Raw genomic sequence first — 20282 nt, forward strand, 5'->3', positions numbered from 1 at the left:
GGGTTTTGTTGTTGGTGTGGCCCCGCTGGTGGGGTGGGGGGGGGGCGTGGGGCGGGGGGCGGGGTGTGGGGGGGGGGGGGGCCCCCCCCGGGGGGGGGGGGGGGGGGGCCCCCCCGGCCCCCGACGAGTGGCTTACTTCTTGGCCTGACCGGCGGCGACCTCTTCCGCCGTCCAGTAGCCGGAGTCGATCAGCGTCGCCTTGATGTCGTCCTTGTAGACGGTCGCGATCGGCAGCAGGTACGCCGGGACGACCTTGACGCCGTTGTTGTACGTCTGGGTGTCGTTGGCCTGCGGCTGCTTCTTCTGCAGGAACGCCTCGGCGGCGTTCACGGCCTGCTCGGCCAGCAGTCGGGTGTCCTTGAAGACCGTGGAGCTCTGCACGCCATCGTTGATCAGCTTGATCGAGGCGATCTCCGCGTCCTGGCCGGTCACCACCGGGAGCTTCTTCGCGCCCTTGCCGTAGCCGGCGTTCTGCAGGGCGGTGATGATGCCGCGGGAGATGCCGTCGTACGGCGAGAGCACCCCGTCGACCTTCGAGCCGTCGTTGTAGCTGGAGGTGAGCAGGTTCTCCATCCGCTTCTGCGCGGTCTCCTGCTGCCACCGCAGGATGGCTACCTGCTCGGGGGTGGTCTGCTTGGACTTGACGACAAGCGTCCCGTTATCGATGAACGGCTTCAGCGTGTCCATCGCGCCGCCGAAGAAGTACTGGGTGTTGTTGTCGTCCAGCGACCCGGCGAAGAGCTCGACGTTCAGCGGCCCCTTGGCCGTGCCCTTCGAGCCGTCCTTGTTCAGCAGGCCGAGACCGACGAGCAGCGCGGTGCCCTGGGCGACGCCGACCTTGTAGTTGTCGAAGCTGACGTAGAAGTCGACGTCCTTGCTGCCACGGATCAGACGGTCGTAGGAGATGACCGGGATCTTCGCGGCCGCGGCTGCCTGCAGCTGGCTGCTGAGCGCGGTGCCGTCGATCGCCGCGAGGATCAGGACATCCGCACCCTGGGTGATCATTTGGTCGACCTGCTGCGACTGGGTGGGGATGTCGTCGCCGGCGTACTGGAGGTCGACCTTGTAGCCCTTGGCCTCAAGCTTCGACTTCACCGCGTTGCCGTCGGCGATCCACCGCTCCGAGGTCTGGGTCGGCATCGACACACCGATGGTCAACTCGCTGGGCTTCTCGTCGCCGGTGGTGCCACCGCTGCCCGCACCCCCGCCACTGCACGCCGCCAAACTCAGCGCCAGTGCCGCGCCGCCGAGAGCAACCAGGAATTTCCTGCCCACGGGCTTCTCCTCTCTGGACTCCCCCGCCGACTGCCGGGGCCAACTGTCATCTTTCGGGTAGTGTTAGCGCTCACATAGACTGCGTCAACACCAGATCCGAAATACCGGTGTCACGGTCTCGTAACGGAGCATCCAGGCGAGCGTAGTCATGCGGCCGGTCCCCCGAAAGGGCAGGACGCGCGCCGCACAGACTGGTGCCCGCGGACGACGTCTGCCGTCCGCGGGCACCAGTACTACCGGATCGGGCGGGTTGCCGCCACCCGGGCGGTCAACGGGCCCGAGCGGCTACCGCTGCGACCACCGCTGGTTCGCCGCTCCGGTGCAGGTCCAGAGGATCACCGTGGTGCCGTTGGCCGTGCCGTTGTTGTTGACGTCCAGGCAGAGCCCCGACTGCGTGCCGCTGATCGTGCCGTTGGCGTTTACCGTCCATTGCTGGTTGGCCCCGCCGTTGCAGTCCCAGATCTGCACCTTGGCGCCGGCCGCGGCGTTGGGCGGCGCATCCAGGCACTTACCGAGGGCCTGCAGGGTCTGACCGCTGCTGGTCCAGCGCTGGTTGGCGGCGCCGTTGCAGTCCCAGATGACCGGCTGCGTGCCGTTGGTCGTGTTGCTGTTCGGCACGTCGAGGCAGCGGCCGGAGGCGGCGCTGGCATACGCGCTCGACGTGGTCGGCGGCGGCGTCGTCGGCGGAGTCGTCCCGCCACCGCTGACCCGGTACACCACCGTGCCGTGCGCGGGGACGCTGGCGCTGATGGTCCCGCTGCTGGAACTGGTGCCACCGGTCCACGCGTCCACCAGGGTGAACGACGAGCCGGACTTTCCGATGGCCGCGGCCGTGGTCGAGATCGTCGTCGTGGAGCCGCCCTGGTTGAACAGGGCGACGGCGACGTCACCGTTGGCGAGCCGCTTGGCCAGCACCCGGCGCGTGCCGTCGAACGACACCTGCGTCCCCTGCAACCCGAGCGAGTCCTGGTTGATCGCGATCAGGTTGGCGTTCTTGAGGATGGTCTGCGTCGCGGCGTTCATGTTCCGCACGTCGTTGCCGGCGATCAGCGGAGACGCCATGATCGCCCACATGGCGAAGTGGCTGCGCATCTCCGTGTCGTTCATGCCGCCACGGCCGACCTCCATCATGTCCGGGTCGTTGAACCCACCCGGCCTGGCGTAGGAGGCCAGCGGAACGGTCACGTTGATGATGTTCTGGATGCCCATCGGGTAGCCGTTGCTCTGACCGGTGTCCCACGCGTTGGTGATGTCCTCGGTGGTTCGCCACATGTTGGCCACGTCGCCCCAGTTGCGCTGCGGCCCGGTCTTGGCGTGGATGCTGTTCGGGTTGATGCTGTAGACGATCGGTCGACCGGTCGCGGCCAGCGCGTCACGCATCTTGGCGAAGGTGGCCACCTGGTCGTTGATGCTGCCCTCCGGCGAGCACCAGTCGTACTTGAGGTAGTCGACACCCCAGGCGGCGAACTGACGGGCGTCCTGCACCTCGTGACCACGGCTGCCGGTGGCGCCGGGGTAGGAGCCGAAGTACTGTGCGCACGTCTTGTCGACCGGCACCTGGTAGAGGCCGAACTTCAGGTTCCGAGCGTGCAGGTAGTCGCCGAGCGCCTTCATCCCGCTGGGGAACCGGGTGGGGTCGCCCTGGATGTTGCCGGAGCCGTCCCGGTTGGGGTTGAACCAGCAGTCGTCGACCACGACGTAGTTGTAGCCCAGGTCCCGCATGCCGCTGCTGACGAGCGCATCCGCCGTCTGCCGGATCAGCGCCTCGTTGATGTTGCAGCCGAACGAGTTCCACGAATTCCAACCCATGGGTGGAGTGCGCGCCACGCCGTTGTCCAGTGCCTGCGCGGTCGGGGCGCGAAGGCCGACCAGGGCACCGGCGAGCAGTATTCCGGCCGCCAGCACACTCCCCCAGCGCCGACCTCGGGTAATGCGGTTCATCGAGCCTCCTTGTCGGTGGCGCCCGCCCGTAACACGATCCCTGGCCGGTGCGCCGATAGTTGGACGCCAATTTTTGTTAGCGTTAACAGAGACGCCCATCATGTTACGGCGACATTTCACGAGGTTCAATAGCTGCGCGATGCCGCATCGCCCGACATCGATTAACTACACTGCGCTACCCATCGAGCCACGTCTTATCGGTGGCAGAGCCGGAAATTGGCGCACGCTGGCGCGGGCCCGCACCCGTCGGGCCCGTACCCGTCGCGCAGCGCTCGTCGGGGGAACGGCGGGGGGCGGCGGCGGGCGGCGGCGAGCGGCGGCGGGACTGAGCCCCGCGCCCGCGGCGGCCTCTGGTTGGTCCGGCTGTCAGCGACGCGGTGGGGCGACACTCTGGCGCGCGACCAGAGCCGGGGCGACGGTCTGCCGCAGCGCCCCACCGGTGCCCGACTCGATCTGGGACAGCAGCATCTGCAGGCTCGCCCGCGCCACGGCGTCGAAGTCCGGTCGGACGGTGGTCAGCGGCGGAATGAAGTACGCCGCCTCCGGCACGTCGTCGAACCCGACCACGCTGATGTCGTCCGGCACCCGGCGGCCGAACTCGTGCAGCGCCCGCAGCACGCCCAGCGCGAGGTGGTCGTTGGCGGTGAAGACGGCGGTGACCTCCGGCATCCGTGCCAACATCTGCCCGCACCGGTAACCCGACGCCGCGGACCAGTCCCCCGGCATGGGCGGCGGCGGATCCAGCCCGGCGGCCAGCAGCGCCTGCCGCCAGCCGTCGATCCGGCCGACGCTGTCGAACCAGTCGGTCGGCCCGGAGACGTGCCAGACGGTGCGGTGACCGGCGTCGAGCAGGTGTTGCGTCGCCGCCCGGGCGCCCGCCACCTGGTCGACCGTCACCAGCGGCACCGGCCGGTTCGGGTCACCGTCGACCGTGACCAGTGGGACATCCTTGGGCAGGCGCTCCAACGCCTCACCGGCCGACTCGACCGGGGCGATGACCACGATGCCGGCGACACGGTGCGACAGGTGCCGCTCGACGGCCGCCGAGATGGAACGGTGGTCCAGGTTACGCACGCTGCCGACGCTGACCGCGAAACCCTCTTCGGCGGCCGTCTGCTCCAGAGCGGCCAGCAGCGACGCCGGACCGTAGAGCGTCGTGTTCTGTGCGACCACGCCGATGACCTGTGATCGACCGGTCACCAGGGCGCGTGCCGCGCCGTTGGGGCGGTAGCCGAGTTCGGCGATCGCCGCCCGCACCCGAAGCCGGGTCTGCTCACGGACGTTGGGGTGCCCGTTGAGCACCCGCGACACCGTCTGATGGGAGACACCGGCGAGACGAGCAACGTCCGTCATCGCGGGACCGTGGACGGCCATTTAACTCCCCCCGCTACATCTCCGGCCCGCGGCCCGTCGACGTCGACTGGGGCGGTCCGGCCCGATCCCCCTCGCTCAGTCACCACGCCGGTGCTGAATCCCAGGTGACCAGCGCTGGATCGCCGACAGTCTACGCCAGCAACAGCCCCGGACATGGCATGGCTGTGCGGGGACTGCGCGATGCGCCGAAGCCGCACAACGCGGCGCCCACCCGGAGTACGCAGCCAACCGGCGCGAGGCGCGGCCCCGACGTGGGACGCCGGCCTGCCCGCGCTCCTGGACAGAGCGTGGAGCAGGCCGGCGAGGCCCCGACGCGGTGGCGCGGACTCGACATGCCGACAGGCATGCGTTGCCAGCGCCACCCGGTCAGACCGATCGTCGTGTGACTGGTGTCACGGGGTCGTCAGGTCGAACCGCCGCACGGTGACCGCGCCACCGAACGCCTGCGTCGCGTGGTTGAAGATGGCAAATCGGTAGCCCATGAAGAACTGCCAGTTGTTCGCCAGCGTCAGGGCGTTGCCGAACGAGGTGAAGTTGACCCCGTCGGTGCTGTACGAGAAACGGGCCTGTCGGCCGGAGCCGGGTCTGATGTCGGCGTTGGCGCGCAACCAGATCCGGCCACCGGAGACGGCGGTGCTCGCCACCTCGCTGCCGGTGCTGGTGGTGTTCCAACTGCCGTCCATCGTCAGCCCGTTCTGCATGACGAGTCGGGTGGACCCGTTGTCCCGTCGGAGTCCGATCCAGGCCGACGAGTTGCGCAGCACCGCCAGGCCGCTGCGGTCACCGTCGCGCATGGTGGAGTAGTCCAACTCGATCGTCGCGGTCGAGGTGGGGCCCTGGATGCGGTGGGTCAGCGTGTTGCGCGCCTTGTACAGATCGCCGGTGACGGTGGCGGTCTGCAGGTTCAGCCCGTTGTTGACCGACCACTTGCTGTTGTCCGGGTTGTGGTTCCACTCCCACTGCGGGCCGAGCGTGGTGCCGGCGAACGTGTCGGTGCCGGTGAGCGGCTTGACCGCCCGGGGCGGCGCCGGCAGGTTCGGCTTGGGGTACGAGCTGCCCCACGTGCCGTTGACCGTCTGCAGCACGGGCCAGCCGTCGCCGGTCCAGGTGATCGGGGCCATGGCCGGCATCCGACCACCGGGGTACGCGTCGACGAAGGACATGTAGTACCAGTCGCCGTTCTGGGTCTGCACCAGCCCACCCTGGTGTGGCACACCGCCGCCGGAGATCGGGCCGGGCAGGTTGAGCAGCACCTGACGCTGCTCGTACGGGCCGAACGGGCCGTTGGTCGACTTCAGCACGTACTGGCCGTTGGCCGGGCGGGTGAGCCAGATGTAGTAGGCGCCGTTGCGCTTGTAGAAGCGGGCGCCCTCCAGCGTTCCGATGCTCGACGGCGTGGTGTAGACCTGCTGGGCACGAACCTGGGACTTCCCGTCCGCGGACAGCTGCGCCACGCTGATGGTGCCGTTGCCGTACGCCACGTACATGGTGTCGTTGTCGTCGATCAGCATCCCCGCGTCGTAGTAGCAGTTGGGGATGGTGGTGTGCTTGCTCCAGGTGCCGTCGACGGCGGACGCGGTGTAGATGTGGGTCTGCGCGAAGTCGATGCACCCGGCCCAGTAGTACGTCCGGTTGCTCGGTCGGTAGTTCAGCGTCGACGCCCAGATCCCGTCGACGTAGGCGTTACCGCCGCTCATGTCGTACTTCGAGCCGAAGTCGAGTCGGGGCACCGAGTGACCGGCGAACTCCCAGTTCACCAGGTCGTACGAGCGCAGGACCGGCGCGCCAGGCGAGTAGTGCATGGTGGACGCCGACATGTAGTAGGCGTTGTCCACCCGGATGATGTCGACGTCGGCGAAGTCCTGCCAGACCACCGGGTTCGAGTACGACGTGCCGGGGGTGCCGGGGTCGCTGCCGCCCACCTGGACGAGTTGCCACTGCTGGTTGGTGCCGCCCCAGTCGGCGTACTGCACCACGTTCGCACCATCGGCGGTGGACGCGCCCTGCACCTCGACCGCCTTGTTGCTGTTGCGGTTGATCAACCGAACATAACCACCGTCCGAGTCGGCCAACCGGAACTGCTGGTTCGTCCCATTGAGATCAGCCCACTGCACGACCGCACCGCCATCAGCGGTAGAGAAGCCACTGACGTCGAGCACCTTGCCCGAGTGCCGCGACTTCACCCGGTAGTAGCCACCCCCCGAGTCCACGAACTGCCACTGCTGGTTGACGCCGTTGTTACGCGTCCACTGGCTGATCCGCGCCCCGTCGGTGGTGGCCGAGGCGTACAGGTCCAACGCCTTACCGCTGTTCCGGTTCACCAGCACGTACCAGGCGTTGGTGTCGACAGTCGCCGCTGACGCGGCGGTCGGCGCGACAGCCGCCAGAGCGCCGCCGACCACCACCGCGACCGCGGCGGCGACGAGCCGCGACAGCCGACCACGCCCCCGCGCTGGTGTTGTCCAGGGAACCCGACCGATGGCAACCATGATCCTCCTCTGACGATGCGTTCCGAGCGGCCCGGGGTCGTCATCCGCGGCACTGGGCGGTGTGCCGAGCTGGCCTGATCGCAGGATGTGATCGCTAACATCACTCACCGTGGTTCGAGGCGCTGATCTGCCGAACACGGGGAGGGACATGATCGCGGCCGGGCCAGCCACAGACATCGACCGTCTTGGTTATAGACTGTGAGCGATAACACGGCCTTAGTCAAGACGTAACCCAATCGGCTCGTGACCGTGCTAGCGGACACGCAAACGGGTGGCCCGTCCCTGCCCGAGGGATGTCAGGCAGGGACGGACCACCCGTCCGGAGCGCGGTCGGGCCGCGCGAATCAGAAGCCGCGGGCCAGCCGGTAGTAGGCCTGGTTCCAGCGCAGCTCGTCGGCGAAGCGACGGGGTTCCGTGGCGGCGTCGATGACGACGAGTTCGGTGCGGCTCATCTCCGCCAGGTCGTGCAGCTCCTCCACGCCCACCGCCTGCGACAACACGGTGTGGTGCGGGGCGCCCGCGGTGATCCACGCCTCGGCCGAGACCGGCAGGTCGGGGCGCGGACGCCAGACGGCCCGGGCGACCGGCAACCGGCGCAGCGGCTGCGGCGGGGCCACCACGTCGATCTCGTTGGCCACCAGCCGGAAGCGCTCCCCCATGTCGGCCAGCCCGAGCACCACGGCCGGACCGGGTGCGGCGTCGAACACCAGCCGGACCGGGTCCTCCCGACCACCGATGCTCAGCGGGTGGATCTCCACGTTGGGCACGTCGGAGGCGATCGTCGGGCAGACCTCCAGCATGTGGGCGCCGAGCACCAACTCGTTGCCCGGGGTGAGGTCGTAGGTGTAGTCCTCCATGAACGACGTGCCGCCGCTCACGCCCACCGACATCGCCTTGAGGGTGCGGACCAGCACCGAGGTCTTCCAGTCGCCCTCGCCGCCGAAGCCGTAGCCGTCCGCCATCAGCCGCTGCACGGCGATGCCCGGCAGCTGACGCAGCCCTCCGAGGTCCTCGAAGTTCGTCGTGAAGGCCCGGAACCCGCCCGCGTCCAGGAAGGCGCGCATGCCCAACTCCACGCGTGCGGCGTACCGCAGCGAGTCGTGCTGCTCGCCGCCGGGCAGCAGCGCGCCGACGATGCGGTAGGTGTCCTCGTACTCCTTGACCAGGTCGTCCACCTGCGCGTCGGTGACCTCGCCGACCACCTCGACCAGGTCGTTGACGCCGTAGGTGTTGACCGAGACCCCGAACCGCAACTCGGCCTCGACCTTGTCGCCCTCGGTCACCGCGACGTCGCGCATGTTGTCACCGAAGCGGGCCAGGCGCAGCGACCGCATCGCCGACCAGCCCAGCGCGGCGCGGGCCCATGCCCCGATCCGAGTCGTCACCCGCGGGTCGCTGACGTGCCCGGCCACCGTCTTACGGGCCACACCGAGACGCGTCTGGATGTACCCGAACTCACGGTCGCCGTGGGCGGCCTGGTTCAGGTTCATGAAGTCCATGTCGATGTCGTTCCACGGCAGCAGAACGTTGGCCTGGGTGTGCAGGTGCAGCAGCGGCGTCTGCAACGCGTCCAGACCGGAGATCCACATCTTGGCCGGCGAGAACGTGTGCATCCAGGCGATGACCCCGACGGCACCCTGAGCGGCGGCGTCCCGACAGACCTGCAGGATCTCACCGCTGTTGGTCAGGACGGGCTTCCAGACCACGCGGGCGGGAATCTGCGGCGAGTCGTCGAGCGCGGCCGCGATCTGGCGAGACTGCTCGGCCACCTGGCGGAGCGTCTCCTCGCCGTACATGCCTTGGCTGCCGGTGAGGAACCAGATCTCGGGTTCGGTGTGTGGTGCCATGGAGTTGCCTTCCGCGAGAGGGGCGGTCACTTGTAACGGATTCCGATGAGGCGCTGAAGGAGGATGAACGCGAAGAGCAGACCGCCAATCACGATCTTGGTCCACCAGGAGTTGAGGCTCCCGTCGAAGGTGATGAGGGTCTGGATCACGCCCAGGACCAGCACGCCGAGCACCGTGCCGAAGACGTAACCCGCGCCGCCGGTGAGCACCGTGCCACCGATGACGACGGCGGCGATGACGTCCAGCTCCATCCCCACGGCGATCAGCGGCGCGCCGGAGAGAGTGTAGAAGGACAGCAGGATCCCGCCGATGGCCGAGCACAGACCACTGATCGTGTAGACGGCGATCCGGGTACGCCCCACCGGCAGGCCCATCAGCAGCGCCGACTGCGGGTTGCCGCCGATGGCGTACACGTTGCGACCCAGTCGGGTGTAGGCCAGCGTGTACGCGGCGATGACGACCACCACGAAGGCGATCAGCACGCTGATCGACACGAAGTTGCCCCGAGGGTCCCCGATCCGCTCCTGCGACATCGAGGTCCAGAACCCGTCGGTGATCGGGATCGACGCACCGGAGATGAACGTGCACATGCCCCGGGCGAAGAACATCCCGGCGAGCGTGACGATGAACGGCTGGATCTCGAAGAAGTGGATGACGCAGCCCATCAACAGGCCGAGCGTCGGGCCGATGAGCAGGGCGATGACCAGCACCAACGCCGCCGGCATGCCGTCCTGCAGCAGCGCGGCCGACACCATCGCCGTCATGGCGACGACCGACCCGACCGACAGGTCGATGCCACCGGTCAGGATCACGAAGGTCATACCCACCGCGACGACGAGCAGGAAGCCGTTGTCGATGAAGACGTTGAAGATGACCTGCACGTTGGAGAACGCCGTGTACTGCGAAACGCCGATGCCGTACATCACCAGCAGCAGGGCGAGCGTCGCCAGGACCGGTATCTGCTTCCTCGGCAGCCGGAACCGGGTACGACCGGCGGTAAGCGTTCCAGTGGTCATGCCGGCACCTGCTCCTTCGGCTTGTCGGCGATGGTGGCGGACGGCGGGGCGTTGCGCCTACGTCGGCTGAACCGGGCCCGGAAGGCCGGTGCCTGGATGAGGCAGACGGCGATGACGACGACCGCTTTGAACAGCAGCGAGGTCTGCGGTGAGATGTCCATGGCGTACACCGTGGTGGTCAGGGTCTGGATGATCAGCGCGCCGATGATCGTGCCACTGAGGAAGAACCGGCCGCCCGCGAGGGACGTACCGCCGATGACGACCGCGAGGATCGCGTCCAGCTCGACCCAGAGGCCGGCGGCGTTGCCGTCGGCGCTGGAGACGTTGGCCGTCATCATGAAACCGGCGACCGCGGCGCACGCGGCGCTGATCACGTACGCGAGGAAGATGACCCGGCCGGACCGGATGCCGGCGAGCCGGCTGGCCGTGGCGTTGCCACCCACCGACTCGATGATCATGCCGAGCGCGGTACGACGGGTGAACGCGGCGACGAGCAGGGCCGCGGCGAGCGCGATGAAGATGGCCAGCGGCAGGGTCAACGCGTGGCCCAGGCCGATCGCCCGGTACGGCTCGGAGTTGATGGTGATGATCTGGCCCTCGGTGATCAGCTGGGCGAGGCCCCGGCCGGCGACCATCAGGATCAGGGTGGCGATGATCGGTTGGATACCGATCACGGCCACCAGCACCCCGTTCCAGGCGCCGAGCACGAGCGAGACCCCCATCGCCATCGCGAGGGCGGTCACCACCACGCCAACGCTGTTCTGGTCGGGCTGCTTGCTGATGTACATGCAGGCGATCGCGCCGCTGATCGCGCAGAGCGAGCCGACCGACAGGTCGATGCCGCCGGTCGAGATGACCAGGGTCATGCCCAGCGCGACGAGGATCAGCGGTGCGCTCAGTCGCAGGATGTCGATCGGCGTGCCGTACAGGTGCCCGTCCTTGAGCTCGATGGACAGGAACCCGGGCCGGTAGATCGTGTTCGCGGCGAGCATGACGAACAGCACGGCGGCGGGCCAGAACAGCCGGTGACCGATCATCGTCCGATAGCGGCTCATGGTGTCGTTCATCGGTCTGCCTCCTCCCGGTGGGATCCGCTGGCGATGGTCTGCATGATGCGGTCGGCGTCGAGGCTCTCGTCGTTGGCGAGCTGCGCGACCATCTGCCGGTCCCGCATCACGGCCACCTTGTGGCTGAGACGCAGCACCTCCTCCAGCTCGGCGGAGATGAACAGCACCGCCATGCCCCCGTCGGACAGCTGCGTCACCAGCTTCTGGATCTCGGTCTTCGCGCCGATGTCGATGCCCCGGGTCGGCTCGTCCAGGATCAGCAGCCGTGGCTCGGTGATCAGCCACCGGGCCAGGAGCACCTTCTGCTGGTTGCCGCCGGAGAGGTTGCGTACCGGCACCTCCGGGTCGGCGGGCCGGATGTTGAGGGCCTTGACGTACTTGTCGACCAGCTCGTCCTGGCGACGACGCGGAATGGGCCGCAGCCAGCCGCGGGCAGCCTGCATGGCGAGGATCATGTTCTCGCGGACCGACAGGTCGGCGACGATGCCCTCCGCGCGGCGGTTCTCCGAACAGAAGCCCACGCCGTGGTCGATGGCCTGGGCGGGGGTGCGCAGGCTGCTCGCCGCGCCGTCGACCATGACCTGGCCGCCGTCGGTCCGGTCGGCCCCGAACAACAACCGCGCGACCTCGGTACGCCCCGAGCCCAGCAGGCCGGCCAGGCCCACCACCTCGCCGGCGTGGATGGTGAGGCTGAACGGCTCGACGGCGCCCGCCCGACCGAAGTTCGACACCGCCACCAGGGGGGTGCCCTCCTCCAGCGCGGCCAGGTCCCGCCGGGAGTGCTCCTCGATGCCCTCCAGGACGTCGAGCTCCTTGCCGATCATCTTCTCCACCAGGGAGAGCTGGGGCAGCTCGGTGGTGAGGTACTCGCCGACGAGCCCGCCGTTACGCAACACGGTGATCCGGTCGGCGATCTCGTAGACCTGGTCGAGGAAGTGGGTCACGAACAGGATCGCGATGCCCTCGTCGCGCAGTTGCCGCATGATGCGGAACAGCTGCGCCACCTCGCCGGCGTCGAGGCTGGACGTCGGCTCGTCCAGGATCAGCACCCGGGCCTTGATGTCGATCGCGCGGGCGATGGCGACCATCTGCTGGATCGCCAGGGAGTACGAGCCGAGCGGCGCGCTGACGTCGAGGTCGAGGTCGAGGCGGGCCAGCAGGGCGCGGGCGCGGCGGCGGACCTCACCCCAGCGGACGGCGCCGAAGACCCGGGGCTCACGGCCGATGAAGATGTTCTCCGCCACCGAGAGGTTGGTGCAGAGGTTGACTTCCTGGAAAACGGTGCTCACACCGGCGGCGGTCGCCTGCATCGGCCCGGTGAACGACACGGGCTCGCCGTCGAGGGTGATGGCGCCCTCGTCGGTGTCGTAGACGCCGGTGAGCACCTTGATGAGGGTCGACTTGCCGGCGCCGTTCTCACCCATCAGGGCGTGCACCTCGCCGGGGAAGAGCCGGAAGTTGACGTCGTGGAGTGCGCGCACCCCGGGGAAGGACTTGCTGATCCCGGTCATCGTCAGGACCGGACGGCTATCCGTCATCCCATCAGACCTCTTCTGGGTTGTCGACACGGAAGGGCCGCCACGCTCCCGCCACGCCCGCCCGGTCGCCCCTTGGGGGTCGCTCGGGCGGGCGTGGTACGGGGTCGTCGCGGGCCAAGCCCGGTCCGTTTCGGGTAGGGAAGCGACGCGGCGGGGCCGCCACGCAAACGCGGCGACCCCGTCGTCGATCAGTACTTACGGTTGGGCAGAGCTTCCTTGGCCTGCTCGGTCGTGAAGGTGGTCTCCTGCGTCTCGATCCGAGCAGGCACCTCCTCGCCCGCGTGAACCTTCTTGGCCAGGTCCATCAGCTGTGGGCCGAGCAGCGGGCTGCACTCCGCGATGAAGTTGAACTTCCCGTCGGCGAGAGCCTGCATGCCGTCCTTGACGGCGTCGACCGTGATGATGGTGATGTCCTTGCCGGGCACCTTGCCGGCAGCGGTGATCGCCTCGAGCGCGCCGAGGCCCATGTCGTCGTTGTGCGCGAACAACACGTCGATCTGCTTGTTGGCCTTGAGGAACTGCTCCATGACCTGCTTGCCGCCGGCCCGGGTGAAGTCGCCCGGCTGGGAAGCGATGATCTTCAGGTTCGGGTTGGCGGCGATCGCCTCACCAAAGCCCTTCTTGCGGTCGTTCGCCGGCGCCGCACCGGTGTTGCCCTGCAGCTCGACGATGTTCACCGTGCCCGAGGCGCCCTTCTTCTGCTCGACCAGCCACTCACCGGCGAGCCGGCCCTCCTTGACGAAGTCCGAGCCGAGGAAGGTCTTGTACAGCGACTTGTCGGCCGAGTCGACCGAGCGGTCGGTCAGGATGACCGGGATGTCGGCGTCCTTGGCCTCCTTGAGCACGGTGTCCCAGCCGGACTCCACCACCGGCGAGAAGGCGATCACGTCGACCTTCTGCTGGATGTAGTTGCGGATCGCCTTGATCTGGTTTTCCTGCTTCTGCTGAGCGTCGTCGAACTTCAGCTCGATGCCTGCGGCGGCCGCCGACTCCTTGATCGAGGTGGTGTTCGCGGTACGCCACCCGCTCTCCGCACCGACCTGGGAGAAGCCCATCGTGATCTTGCCGTCGTCCTTGGACCCGCCGCCGCCGGTGTCGCTATTGCCGCAGGCCGCCACGCCGCCGACCAGCAGCACGCTGGCGAGGACCGCGGCAGCGCGCCACGGAGCGGACTGCGTTCGCATCTTTCCCATCGAATCTCCTTGGCTGGATGTGGTGGGTAACCGCGACAACCGCCGAGGTGCGCAAGAGCGGCGTACGCGGGTGGTGCGTGCTGGTGCGTCGTGGTGCAGACCGACGGGTCTCGGATGATCGGTGCAGGGGTCAGGAACCCGCCGGTGCGACTGGTTGTTGACCGTAGACGTTCTGGTAACGGTCATAAAGAGCATCGATGTCTGCCTGGGCCATCGGGACCGGCTGCCCAAGGGTGTGGGCCAGGTGCGCGGTACGGGCCACGTCCTCGCACATGACCGCCGCCTTGACCGCCGCGCGGGCGTCGCGGCCGATGGTGAACACACCGTGGTTGCGCATCAGCACCGCGGGCGAGCGGTGCCCGGCGAGCGTGGCGACTATGCCCTTGCCGATGTCGTCACCGCCGATCAGCGCGAACGGCCCGATCGGGATCTCCCCACCGAACTCGTCCGCCTGCGCGGTGAGGTGGCAGGGGATCGACTCCCCACACGCGGCCCAGGCGGTCGCGTAGGAGCTGTGCGTGTGCACGACCCCGCCGACCTCGGGCATGGCGCGGTAGACGTAGGCGTGGGCGGCGGTGTCGCTGGACGGGGCGAAGTCGCCCTCGACGAGTACGCCGTCCAGGTCGCAGACCACCATCGTGGCCGCGGTGAGGTCGTCGTAGCTCACCCCACTCGGCTTGATCACCATCAGATCCTGGCCGGGGACCCGCGCGGAGACGTTGCCGGACGTCCAGGCGACCAGGTTGTACCGGGTCAACTCGGCGTGCAGGCGGGCGACGGTCTCGCGCAGCTCGCCGATCTGTCGGGTCACCTCGGCGTTCACGCCACCACCTCCAGCGGGGCCTCGTGCGTGGCCGCGGCGGTCTCGACCGCCGCGTTCCGGATCGCCCGCAGGCGGAGCATGACGTCGTTGCCGCCACGACCGAAGTGGTCGTGCAACGCCCGGTACTCGGCGTAGAGGGCGTCGTAGGCGCGCGCCCGCTCGGGGTCCGGACGGTAGACGGCCTCGTGCACCCGACCCATCGCCTGCGACGCCTCGTGGATCGAGGGGAACTCACCGGCGGCGACGGCGGCGTGGATCGCCGAGCCCAGCGCCGGCCCCTGCGCCGAGGCGATGATGTTCAGCGGTCGCTTGGTCACGTCGGCGTAGATCTGCATCAGCAGCGCGTTGTTGGTCAGGCCACCGGCGATCACCAGGTCGTTCACCGGGACTCCGGCGTCGACGAAAGCCTCGATGATCATCCGGGTGCCGTACGCGGTGGACTCGAGCAGGGCCCGGTAGATGTCCGCTGGCCGGGTGGCCAGGGTCATGCCGACGATCAGCCCGCTGAGGTCGTGGTTGACCAGCAGGGAACGGTTGCCGTTCCACCAGTCCAGGGCGATCAGACCGTGCCCGCCGACGGGCTGGCTCGCGGCCAGCTCGGTGAGGCGTTCGTGCGAGTCGGTGCCGGCCGGGGCGGCGTGCTCGACGAACCAGCCGAAGATGTCGCCGACGCCGCTCTGCCCGGCCTCGTAACCCCAGGCCCCGGGGCTGATGCCGCCGTCCACGACACCGCACATGCCGGCCACCTCGGCGACCTCCGCGCCGTTGACGACGTGGCAGGTCGAGGTGCCCATGATGGCGACCAGCCGACCCGGCTCCACCGCCTGCGCGGACGCCGCGGTGACGTGCGCGTCGACGTTGCCGACGGCCACCGCGATCCCCTCCGGCAGGCCGGTCCAGGCGGCGGCCTGGGCGGTGAGCGCGCCGGCCCGGGCGCCGAGGGGCAGCAACGGGCCGTCCAGCTTGGCCACGAAGTCGCCGAAGTTGGGGTTGAGCGCGGTCAGGAAGCCCTCGGAGGGATAGTGGCCGTCCTGGAGGATGCCCTTGTATCCCGCGGTGCAGACGTTGCGGGTCTCGGTGCCGCAGAGCTGCCAGACGATCCAGTCGGCGGCCTCGATGAAGCGCTCGGCCCGGTCGTAGACCTCCGGGTCCTCCTCCAGGATCTGCAGGCCCTTGGCGTACTGCCACTCGGCGGAGATCTTGCCGCCGTACCGGCCGATCCACGGCTCGGCCCGCTCGTGGGCCAGCGCGTTGATCCGGTCGGCGTGCGGCTGCGCGGCGTGGTGCTTCCACAGCTTGACCCAGGCGTGCGGTCGGTCGCGCAGCTCGGGCGTCTCACACAGCGGGGTGCCGTCGGCGAGCGTCGGCAGCACGGTGCAGGCGGTGAAGTCGATGCCGATGCCGACCACCGCCGCCGGGTCCACCCCCGCGGCGGACACCGCCGCCGGAACGGCGTACCGGAGCACGTCGCGGTAGTCCTGCGGGTTCTGCAGGGCCCAGTCCGGGGGAAGCGCTCGACCTCCCGGAAGCGCCGTGCTGATCACGCCATCGCCGTACTCGTGCACCGCGGTCCCCAACTCGGCACCATCGCCGACACGGACCACCAGAGCTCGCCCGGACAGGGTGCCGTAGTCGACACCGACGACGTAGCGGTCGTCAGCTCCGTCCACACGGTTCATGTTCACCTCCACCGTTAACGGGGATAGTGTTAACGCTCACATCCAGGCTCGTCAAGACATCTACCCGCAACAGCTCCGTAACGGAACGCGGAAGGCGGACCGACTCGGGAGGGTAGATAGCGGACCGGTGCAAAGCGCGCGATTCCGGCGTCAACGACGTCGATCAGGTGGCGACAGGGGCGTCCGCGCGGGTCGGTCGCCGACGACGGAGGCCTCGAGAGGTGGGGCGAGAGGTCCAACGCGCCGGACACAGCGGGACTACCGTCCGATAGCGACCACGTCTCGGTCGACAATGATGGCAGCGATAACATCGCCGGGGCGTCGCGCTCTCGCGCCCAGATCCGCGGCACGGCCATCGATGACCATGCGGGCTCACGAGTGAGCGCTCCGGAGGGGCGATCCGCGCAGCGCGCAGCCGGCCGCCACGGCCGTGTTATCGATAACATTCAACGTCTTGGTGGGCCTCGCCGCCCGGGTCGGCCCGCGCGTCGAACGGCGCGGCGGACGGTGCCGGGCAGCAAGGTCCACTCGTGTTTCCTGAAGTCGCGGGGTCCGCGGCGGCGTGACCGACCGACTTCACGAAATCCGAGTGGATCATGCGCCCGCGCCGCCGGCCCGCAGCCTGACCACGCGCTCGCGCCGCCGGCCCGCCGGTCGGGCGACGCCACGAGCCGACGGCCCGACCCCTCTGGGCCAAGCCGCCGGCTCTCTGTTGCGACGGCGAAACCGAGCGCCGGTGGGATCAGGCCGTCCGGTTGCGGTTGTACAGGGCCTTGGCCCAGAAGAAGCAGGCCACGCTGATGACGGCGCACCAGACGACCGCGATGATCCCGTTGGCGCCGATCCCGGTGCCCAGGAGCAGGCCGCGGAGGGTCTCCATGACGGGCGTGAAGGGCTGGTAGTCCGCGAACCACCGCACGGCGGCCGGCATGGAGTCGGTGGGGACGAACCCGCTGCCGAGGAACGGCAGGAGGATCAGCGGCATGGGCAGGTTGCTGGCCGTCTCCACGCTGTCACTGACCAGGCCGAGAGCGACGGACAGCCAGGTGAGCGCAAAGGTGATCATGGCAAGGACACCGACCGCGGCCAGCCACTCCACCGCGTTGGCCGTGGGCCGAAACCCGACCAGCAGCGCTACGACGGTGACGGCCGCGAGGCTGAGCATGGTCTGCACCAGGCTGCCCAGGACGTGACCCGTCAGGACCGACGGTCGGAAGATCGACATCGTTCGGAACCGGGCGATGATCCCCTCGGTCATGTCCATCGCGACCGAGATGGCGGTGCCCTGCGCCGCGCTGACCACCGTGATGAGGAGGATGCCGGGGGTGACGTAGTTGGCGTACTGGGAGCGGTCGCCGGACGGGCCGAGGCCGGCGCCGAGCGTGCCGCCGAAGACGTAGACGAAGAGCAGCAGGATGATGATCGGGATGCCGATGAGCAGGAACGTCATCGACGGGTACCGCCGCATGTGCAGCAGGTTGCGCCGCAGCATGGTGCTCGAGTCGCGGACGGCGAGGGAGAGCGTGCTCATCGCGCGGGAGCCCTTTCGTGGTCGGGTCGGCCGGCCCGGGTGTCGGGCTGACCGGTGAGGGTGAGGAAGACGTCGTCGAGGTCGGGGGTGTGCACGGAGAGCCCCGCCACGCTGATCGAGGCGCGGTCGAGCTGGTCGAGCAGGGATCGCAGCGACCCGACCCCGCCGTCACTCGGCACCTGGAGGGTGAGCGCCGCGTCGTCGCGGGTGGCGGCCGCGAAGGTACGGGCCGCCGAGTCGAGCCCCTCCTGGTCGGCGAACTGCAACACGACGTGGCCGCCCGGGATGAGCCGCTTGAGCTCGCGCGGGGTGCCCTCGGCGATCAGTCGACCGTGGTCGAGGAACGCCACCCGGTCGGCGAGCTGGTCGGCCTCCTCCAGGTACTGCGTGGTGAGCAGGATGGTCACGCCCTCGGCGGCGAGTGCGCGGATGATGTGCCACATGGCCCGGCGGCTGCGCGGGTCGAGGCCGGTGGTCGGCTCGTCGAGGAAGATGACGCGGGGCTCGCCGACCAGGGTCATCGCGAGGTCGAGCCGCCGGCGCATGCCGCCGGAGTACGTCGACACTGGCTTGCCCGCCGCCTCGGTCAGGTCGAACTGGTCGAGCAGGTCGGCGATCCGCCGCCGACCGGCGGCCCGGTCCAGGTGACACAGGTCGGCCATCAGGGTCAGGTTCTCCCGACCGGTGAGCAGGTTGTCGACGGCGGAGAACTGGCCGGTGACGCCAATCAGCGCGCGTACCGCGTCGGGCTCCCGGGTCAGGTCGTGGCCGAAGACTCGGGCGTTACCGCCGTCGGCGTTGATCAGGGTGGAGAGGATCTGCACGGTGGTGGTCTTGCCGGCGCCGTTCGGACCGAGCAACGCGAAGATCGTGCCCTCGGTGATCATCAGGTCGATGCCGTCCAGCACGACCTTGTCGCCGTAGGACTTGCGCAGGTCGGTGGCGACGATCGCGGGGTTCATGGAGCTGGTCATGGTCTCCTCATTTGTGGTCGACGCGGTGATCGGTCTGGCGGGGCGATGCGTCAGGCGCGGCGGATCATGATGTCGCCGTAGGAGGTGTTCGCCCGGACCTCGACCGTCTCGTCGGTCTGCGCCGGGCTGTCGGTCGACTCCAGCGCGTTGTGCACGCGGCCGTGCTTGGAACTGACTTCGAGCCAGGCGGCGGTCCCGCGACGGATGCCGACCTCGATCGCGCCGTAGGAGGTCTGCACGTCGATCGCGCCGCGGGCGACCTCACCGAGCCGGAGGTTGCCGTAGGCGGTGCGCGCCGTCACCGAGGCCAGTGACGCGTCCACGGTGATGTCGCCGTAGGCCGTGTTGATTCGGACGTCGCCACCGCTGCGGCCGATCCAGCAGTCGCCGGACGAATTCTTGATCTCGGCGGTGCCGTCGACCGCGCCGATGCGCACCTTGCCGGACGAGGCCTTCACCCGGGCGGAGCCCAGGACACGCTCGACCGCGACCTCGCCGTGGCTGCTGTCGATCTCCAACGGCCCGGTCTCGTCGAGCCGGATGCCGCTGCCGGTCTTGATCCGACACTCACCGAGCCGGCCCTCGCAGCGGAACGCGGCCCACGACGCCTCGGCGTACACCCGCGAGCCGGTCGGCACCTCGATCAGGACGTCGACCGAGGGGCCGGGGCCGAACCCGTAGCGGCGCCAAGTCTTCGGCACCCGGATCACCAGTCGCCCGGCGGCGAACTCGACGGTGGTCTGTTCGGCGGCGCTCACGTCGGCCTTGCTCGACGGGTCGCGGGGCCGCACCGTCACCACCGTGTCGGTGCGGTCGCTCGCGGCGATCCAGGCATCGCCGATCGGCAGCTCGATCTGGACGGAGATCGGTTCTGGCGTCTCGAAAACAGGCATGGTGGTCTCCCGAAAGGTGGTCGGCGGAGGTCGCCGCTGGTCAGCGGCGTGGTGGAAGGGGTACGGGGAGTTAGCGGGCCCAGCCGGTGAAGTGCTGGCCGGAGCGCGGCTCCGGCCGCCGGGGTGGACGACGCTCCGTATCGCCCGCCCCGATGGCGCCAGCGACGGCGCGCACCAGCCAGGCGTTGACCGAGAGCCCGGCGCGGCCGGCGGCGTCCTCGACACTGGCCTTCAGGTGGTCGGGCAGTCGCAGGTTGATCCGTGAGGTGCCGCCCTCGTCGCCGTCGGGCGCGGACACCGGCACCGACAGCGGCGGCGGGCCGCTGGACTCGCTCACCACCTCGACCGGCGGGCTGGCCGGCGTCACCACGAAGTCGGGCTCGCGCCCGCGCAATCGAACGTGCACCGACCCCGGTGCGAGGTCACGGGTGATCTCGTCGGCCGCGTCGGACAGCGCCTCGAGCAGCGTGAGACGGGTGGCCGCCTCCAACTGCGCGAAGAGTCGTTCGGCCAACGCCCGGGCCTCCGGGTCCACGCCCTCCGCGGCCACGGCGAACTCGTTACGCAGGTTCTCGACGTATGACCTCAGTTCCATGGCACCATCATGGCACCACTTTGGCTCATAGTGCAACAGTCATGGCT

General features: G+C 69.0%; 15 protein-coding genes. All 15 read right to left on the reverse strand.

Annotated features, from left to right (window positions below; all coding sequences use genetic code 11):
* Positions 1-132 precede the first annotated feature (132 nt).
* Positions 133-1275: a multiple monosaccharide ABC transporter substrate-binding protein gene (gene chvE, locus ACIBD9_RS29040; RefSeq protein ID WP_387177082.1), complete on the reverse strand. Its 1143-nt coding sequence runs from the start codon at positions 1273-1275 to the stop codon at positions 133-135.
* Positions 1276-1560: 285 nt separating this feature from the next.
* Entirely contained in the window at positions 1561-3216 is a 1656-nt protein-coding gene (locus ACIBD9_RS29045; RefSeq protein WP_396722417.1) for a glycoside hydrolase family 27 protein, read from the reverse strand.
* A gap of 366 nt (positions 3217-3582) precedes the next feature.
* The gene (locus ACIBD9_RS29050) at positions 3583-4569 is read right to left on the reverse strand and encodes a LacI family DNA-binding transcriptional regulator (RefSeq protein WP_387177084.1); all 987 of its coding nucleotides are present in this window, start codon (positions 4567-4569) and stop codon (positions 3583-3585) included.
* A 413-nt stretch (positions 4570-4982) separates the two neighbouring features.
* Entirely contained in the window at positions 4983-7079 is a 2097-nt protein-coding gene (locus tag ACIBD9_RS29055; protein ID WP_396722419.1) for a family 43 glycosylhydrolase, read from the reverse strand.
* A 344-nt stretch (positions 7080-7423) separates the two neighbouring features.
* Positions 7424-8926 carry an L-arabinose isomerase gene (araA, locus tag ACIBD9_RS29060; protein ID WP_387177086.1) on the reverse strand — a complete coding sequence of 501 codons (1503 nt, stop codon included), beginning with the start codon at positions 8924-8926 and terminating at the stop codon, positions 7424-7426.
* Positions 8927-8952: 26 nt separating this feature from the next.
* The gene (gene yjfF / locus ACIBD9_RS29065) at positions 8953-9942 is read right to left on the reverse strand and encodes a galactofuranose ABC transporter, permease protein YjfF (RefSeq protein ID WP_210781560.1); all 990 of its coding nucleotides are present in this window, start codon (positions 9940-9942) and stop codon (positions 8953-8955) included.
* Entirely contained in the window at positions 9939-11009 is a 1071-nt protein-coding gene (locus ACIBD9_RS29070; protein WP_396722421.1) for an ABC transporter permease, read from the reverse strand. Before ACIBD9_RS29070 ends, yjfF begins: the two co-directional genes overlap by 4 nt.
* Complete coding sequence (locus tag ACIBD9_RS29075) at positions 11006-12547, reverse strand: sugar ABC transporter ATP-binding protein (RefSeq protein WP_396722423.1); 1542 nt, start codon at positions 12545-12547, stop codon at positions 11006-11008. Before ACIBD9_RS29075 ends, ACIBD9_RS29070 begins: the two co-directional genes overlap by 4 nt.
* 188 nt (positions 12548-12735) lie before the next feature.
* On the reverse strand, positions 12736-13740 hold the full coding sequence (locus ACIBD9_RS29080) for an ABC transporter substrate-binding protein (protein ID WP_396722424.1): 1005 nt from the start codon (positions 13738-13740) through the stop codon (positions 12736-12738).
* 130 nt (positions 13741-13870) lie between these two features.
* Entirely contained in the window at positions 13871-14563 is a 693-nt protein-coding gene (locus ACIBD9_RS29085; RefSeq protein WP_238682221.1) for an L-ribulose-5-phosphate 4-epimerase, read from the reverse strand.
* Positions 14560-16242: a ribulokinase gene (araB, locus tag ACIBD9_RS29090; RefSeq protein ID WP_396722426.1), complete on the reverse strand. Its 1683-nt coding sequence runs from the start codon at positions 16240-16242 to the stop codon at positions 14560-14562. The genes ACIBD9_RS29085 and araB overlap by 4 nt, the downstream gene beginning before the upstream one ends.
* A 742-nt stretch (positions 16243-16984) precedes the next feature.
* A complete protein-coding gene (locus tag ACIBD9_RS29095) occupies positions 16985-17773 on the reverse strand; it encodes an ABC transporter permease (protein WP_396722428.1) in 789 nt (262 codons plus the stop codon).
* The gene (locus ACIBD9_RS29100; RefSeq protein WP_396722430.1) at positions 17770-18747 is read right to left on the reverse strand and encodes an ATP-binding cassette domain-containing protein; all 978 of its coding nucleotides are present in this window, start codon (positions 18745-18747) and stop codon (positions 17770-17772) included. The genes ACIBD9_RS29095 and ACIBD9_RS29100 overlap by 4 nt, the downstream gene beginning before the upstream one ends.
* Before the next feature lie 50 nt (positions 18748-18797).
* A complete protein-coding gene (locus ACIBD9_RS29105) occupies positions 18798-19640 on the reverse strand; it encodes a DUF4097 family beta strand repeat-containing protein (RefSeq protein WP_396722432.1) in 843 nt (280 codons plus the stop codon).
* 70 nt (positions 19641-19710) lie between these two features.
* Positions 19711-20235, reverse strand: coding sequence for a hypothetical protein (locus ACIBD9_RS29110; RefSeq protein WP_396722434.1), 525 nt, complete (start codon positions 20233-20235; stop codon positions 19711-19713).
* Positions 20236-20282 lie beyond the last annotated feature (47 nt).

The sequence above is a fragment of the Micromonospora sp. NPDC050784 genome (genome assembly GCF_044456765.1).
Classification (GTDB): domain Bacteria; phylum Actinomycetota; class Actinomycetes; order Mycobacteriales; family Micromonosporaceae; genus Micromonospora; species Micromonospora foliorum.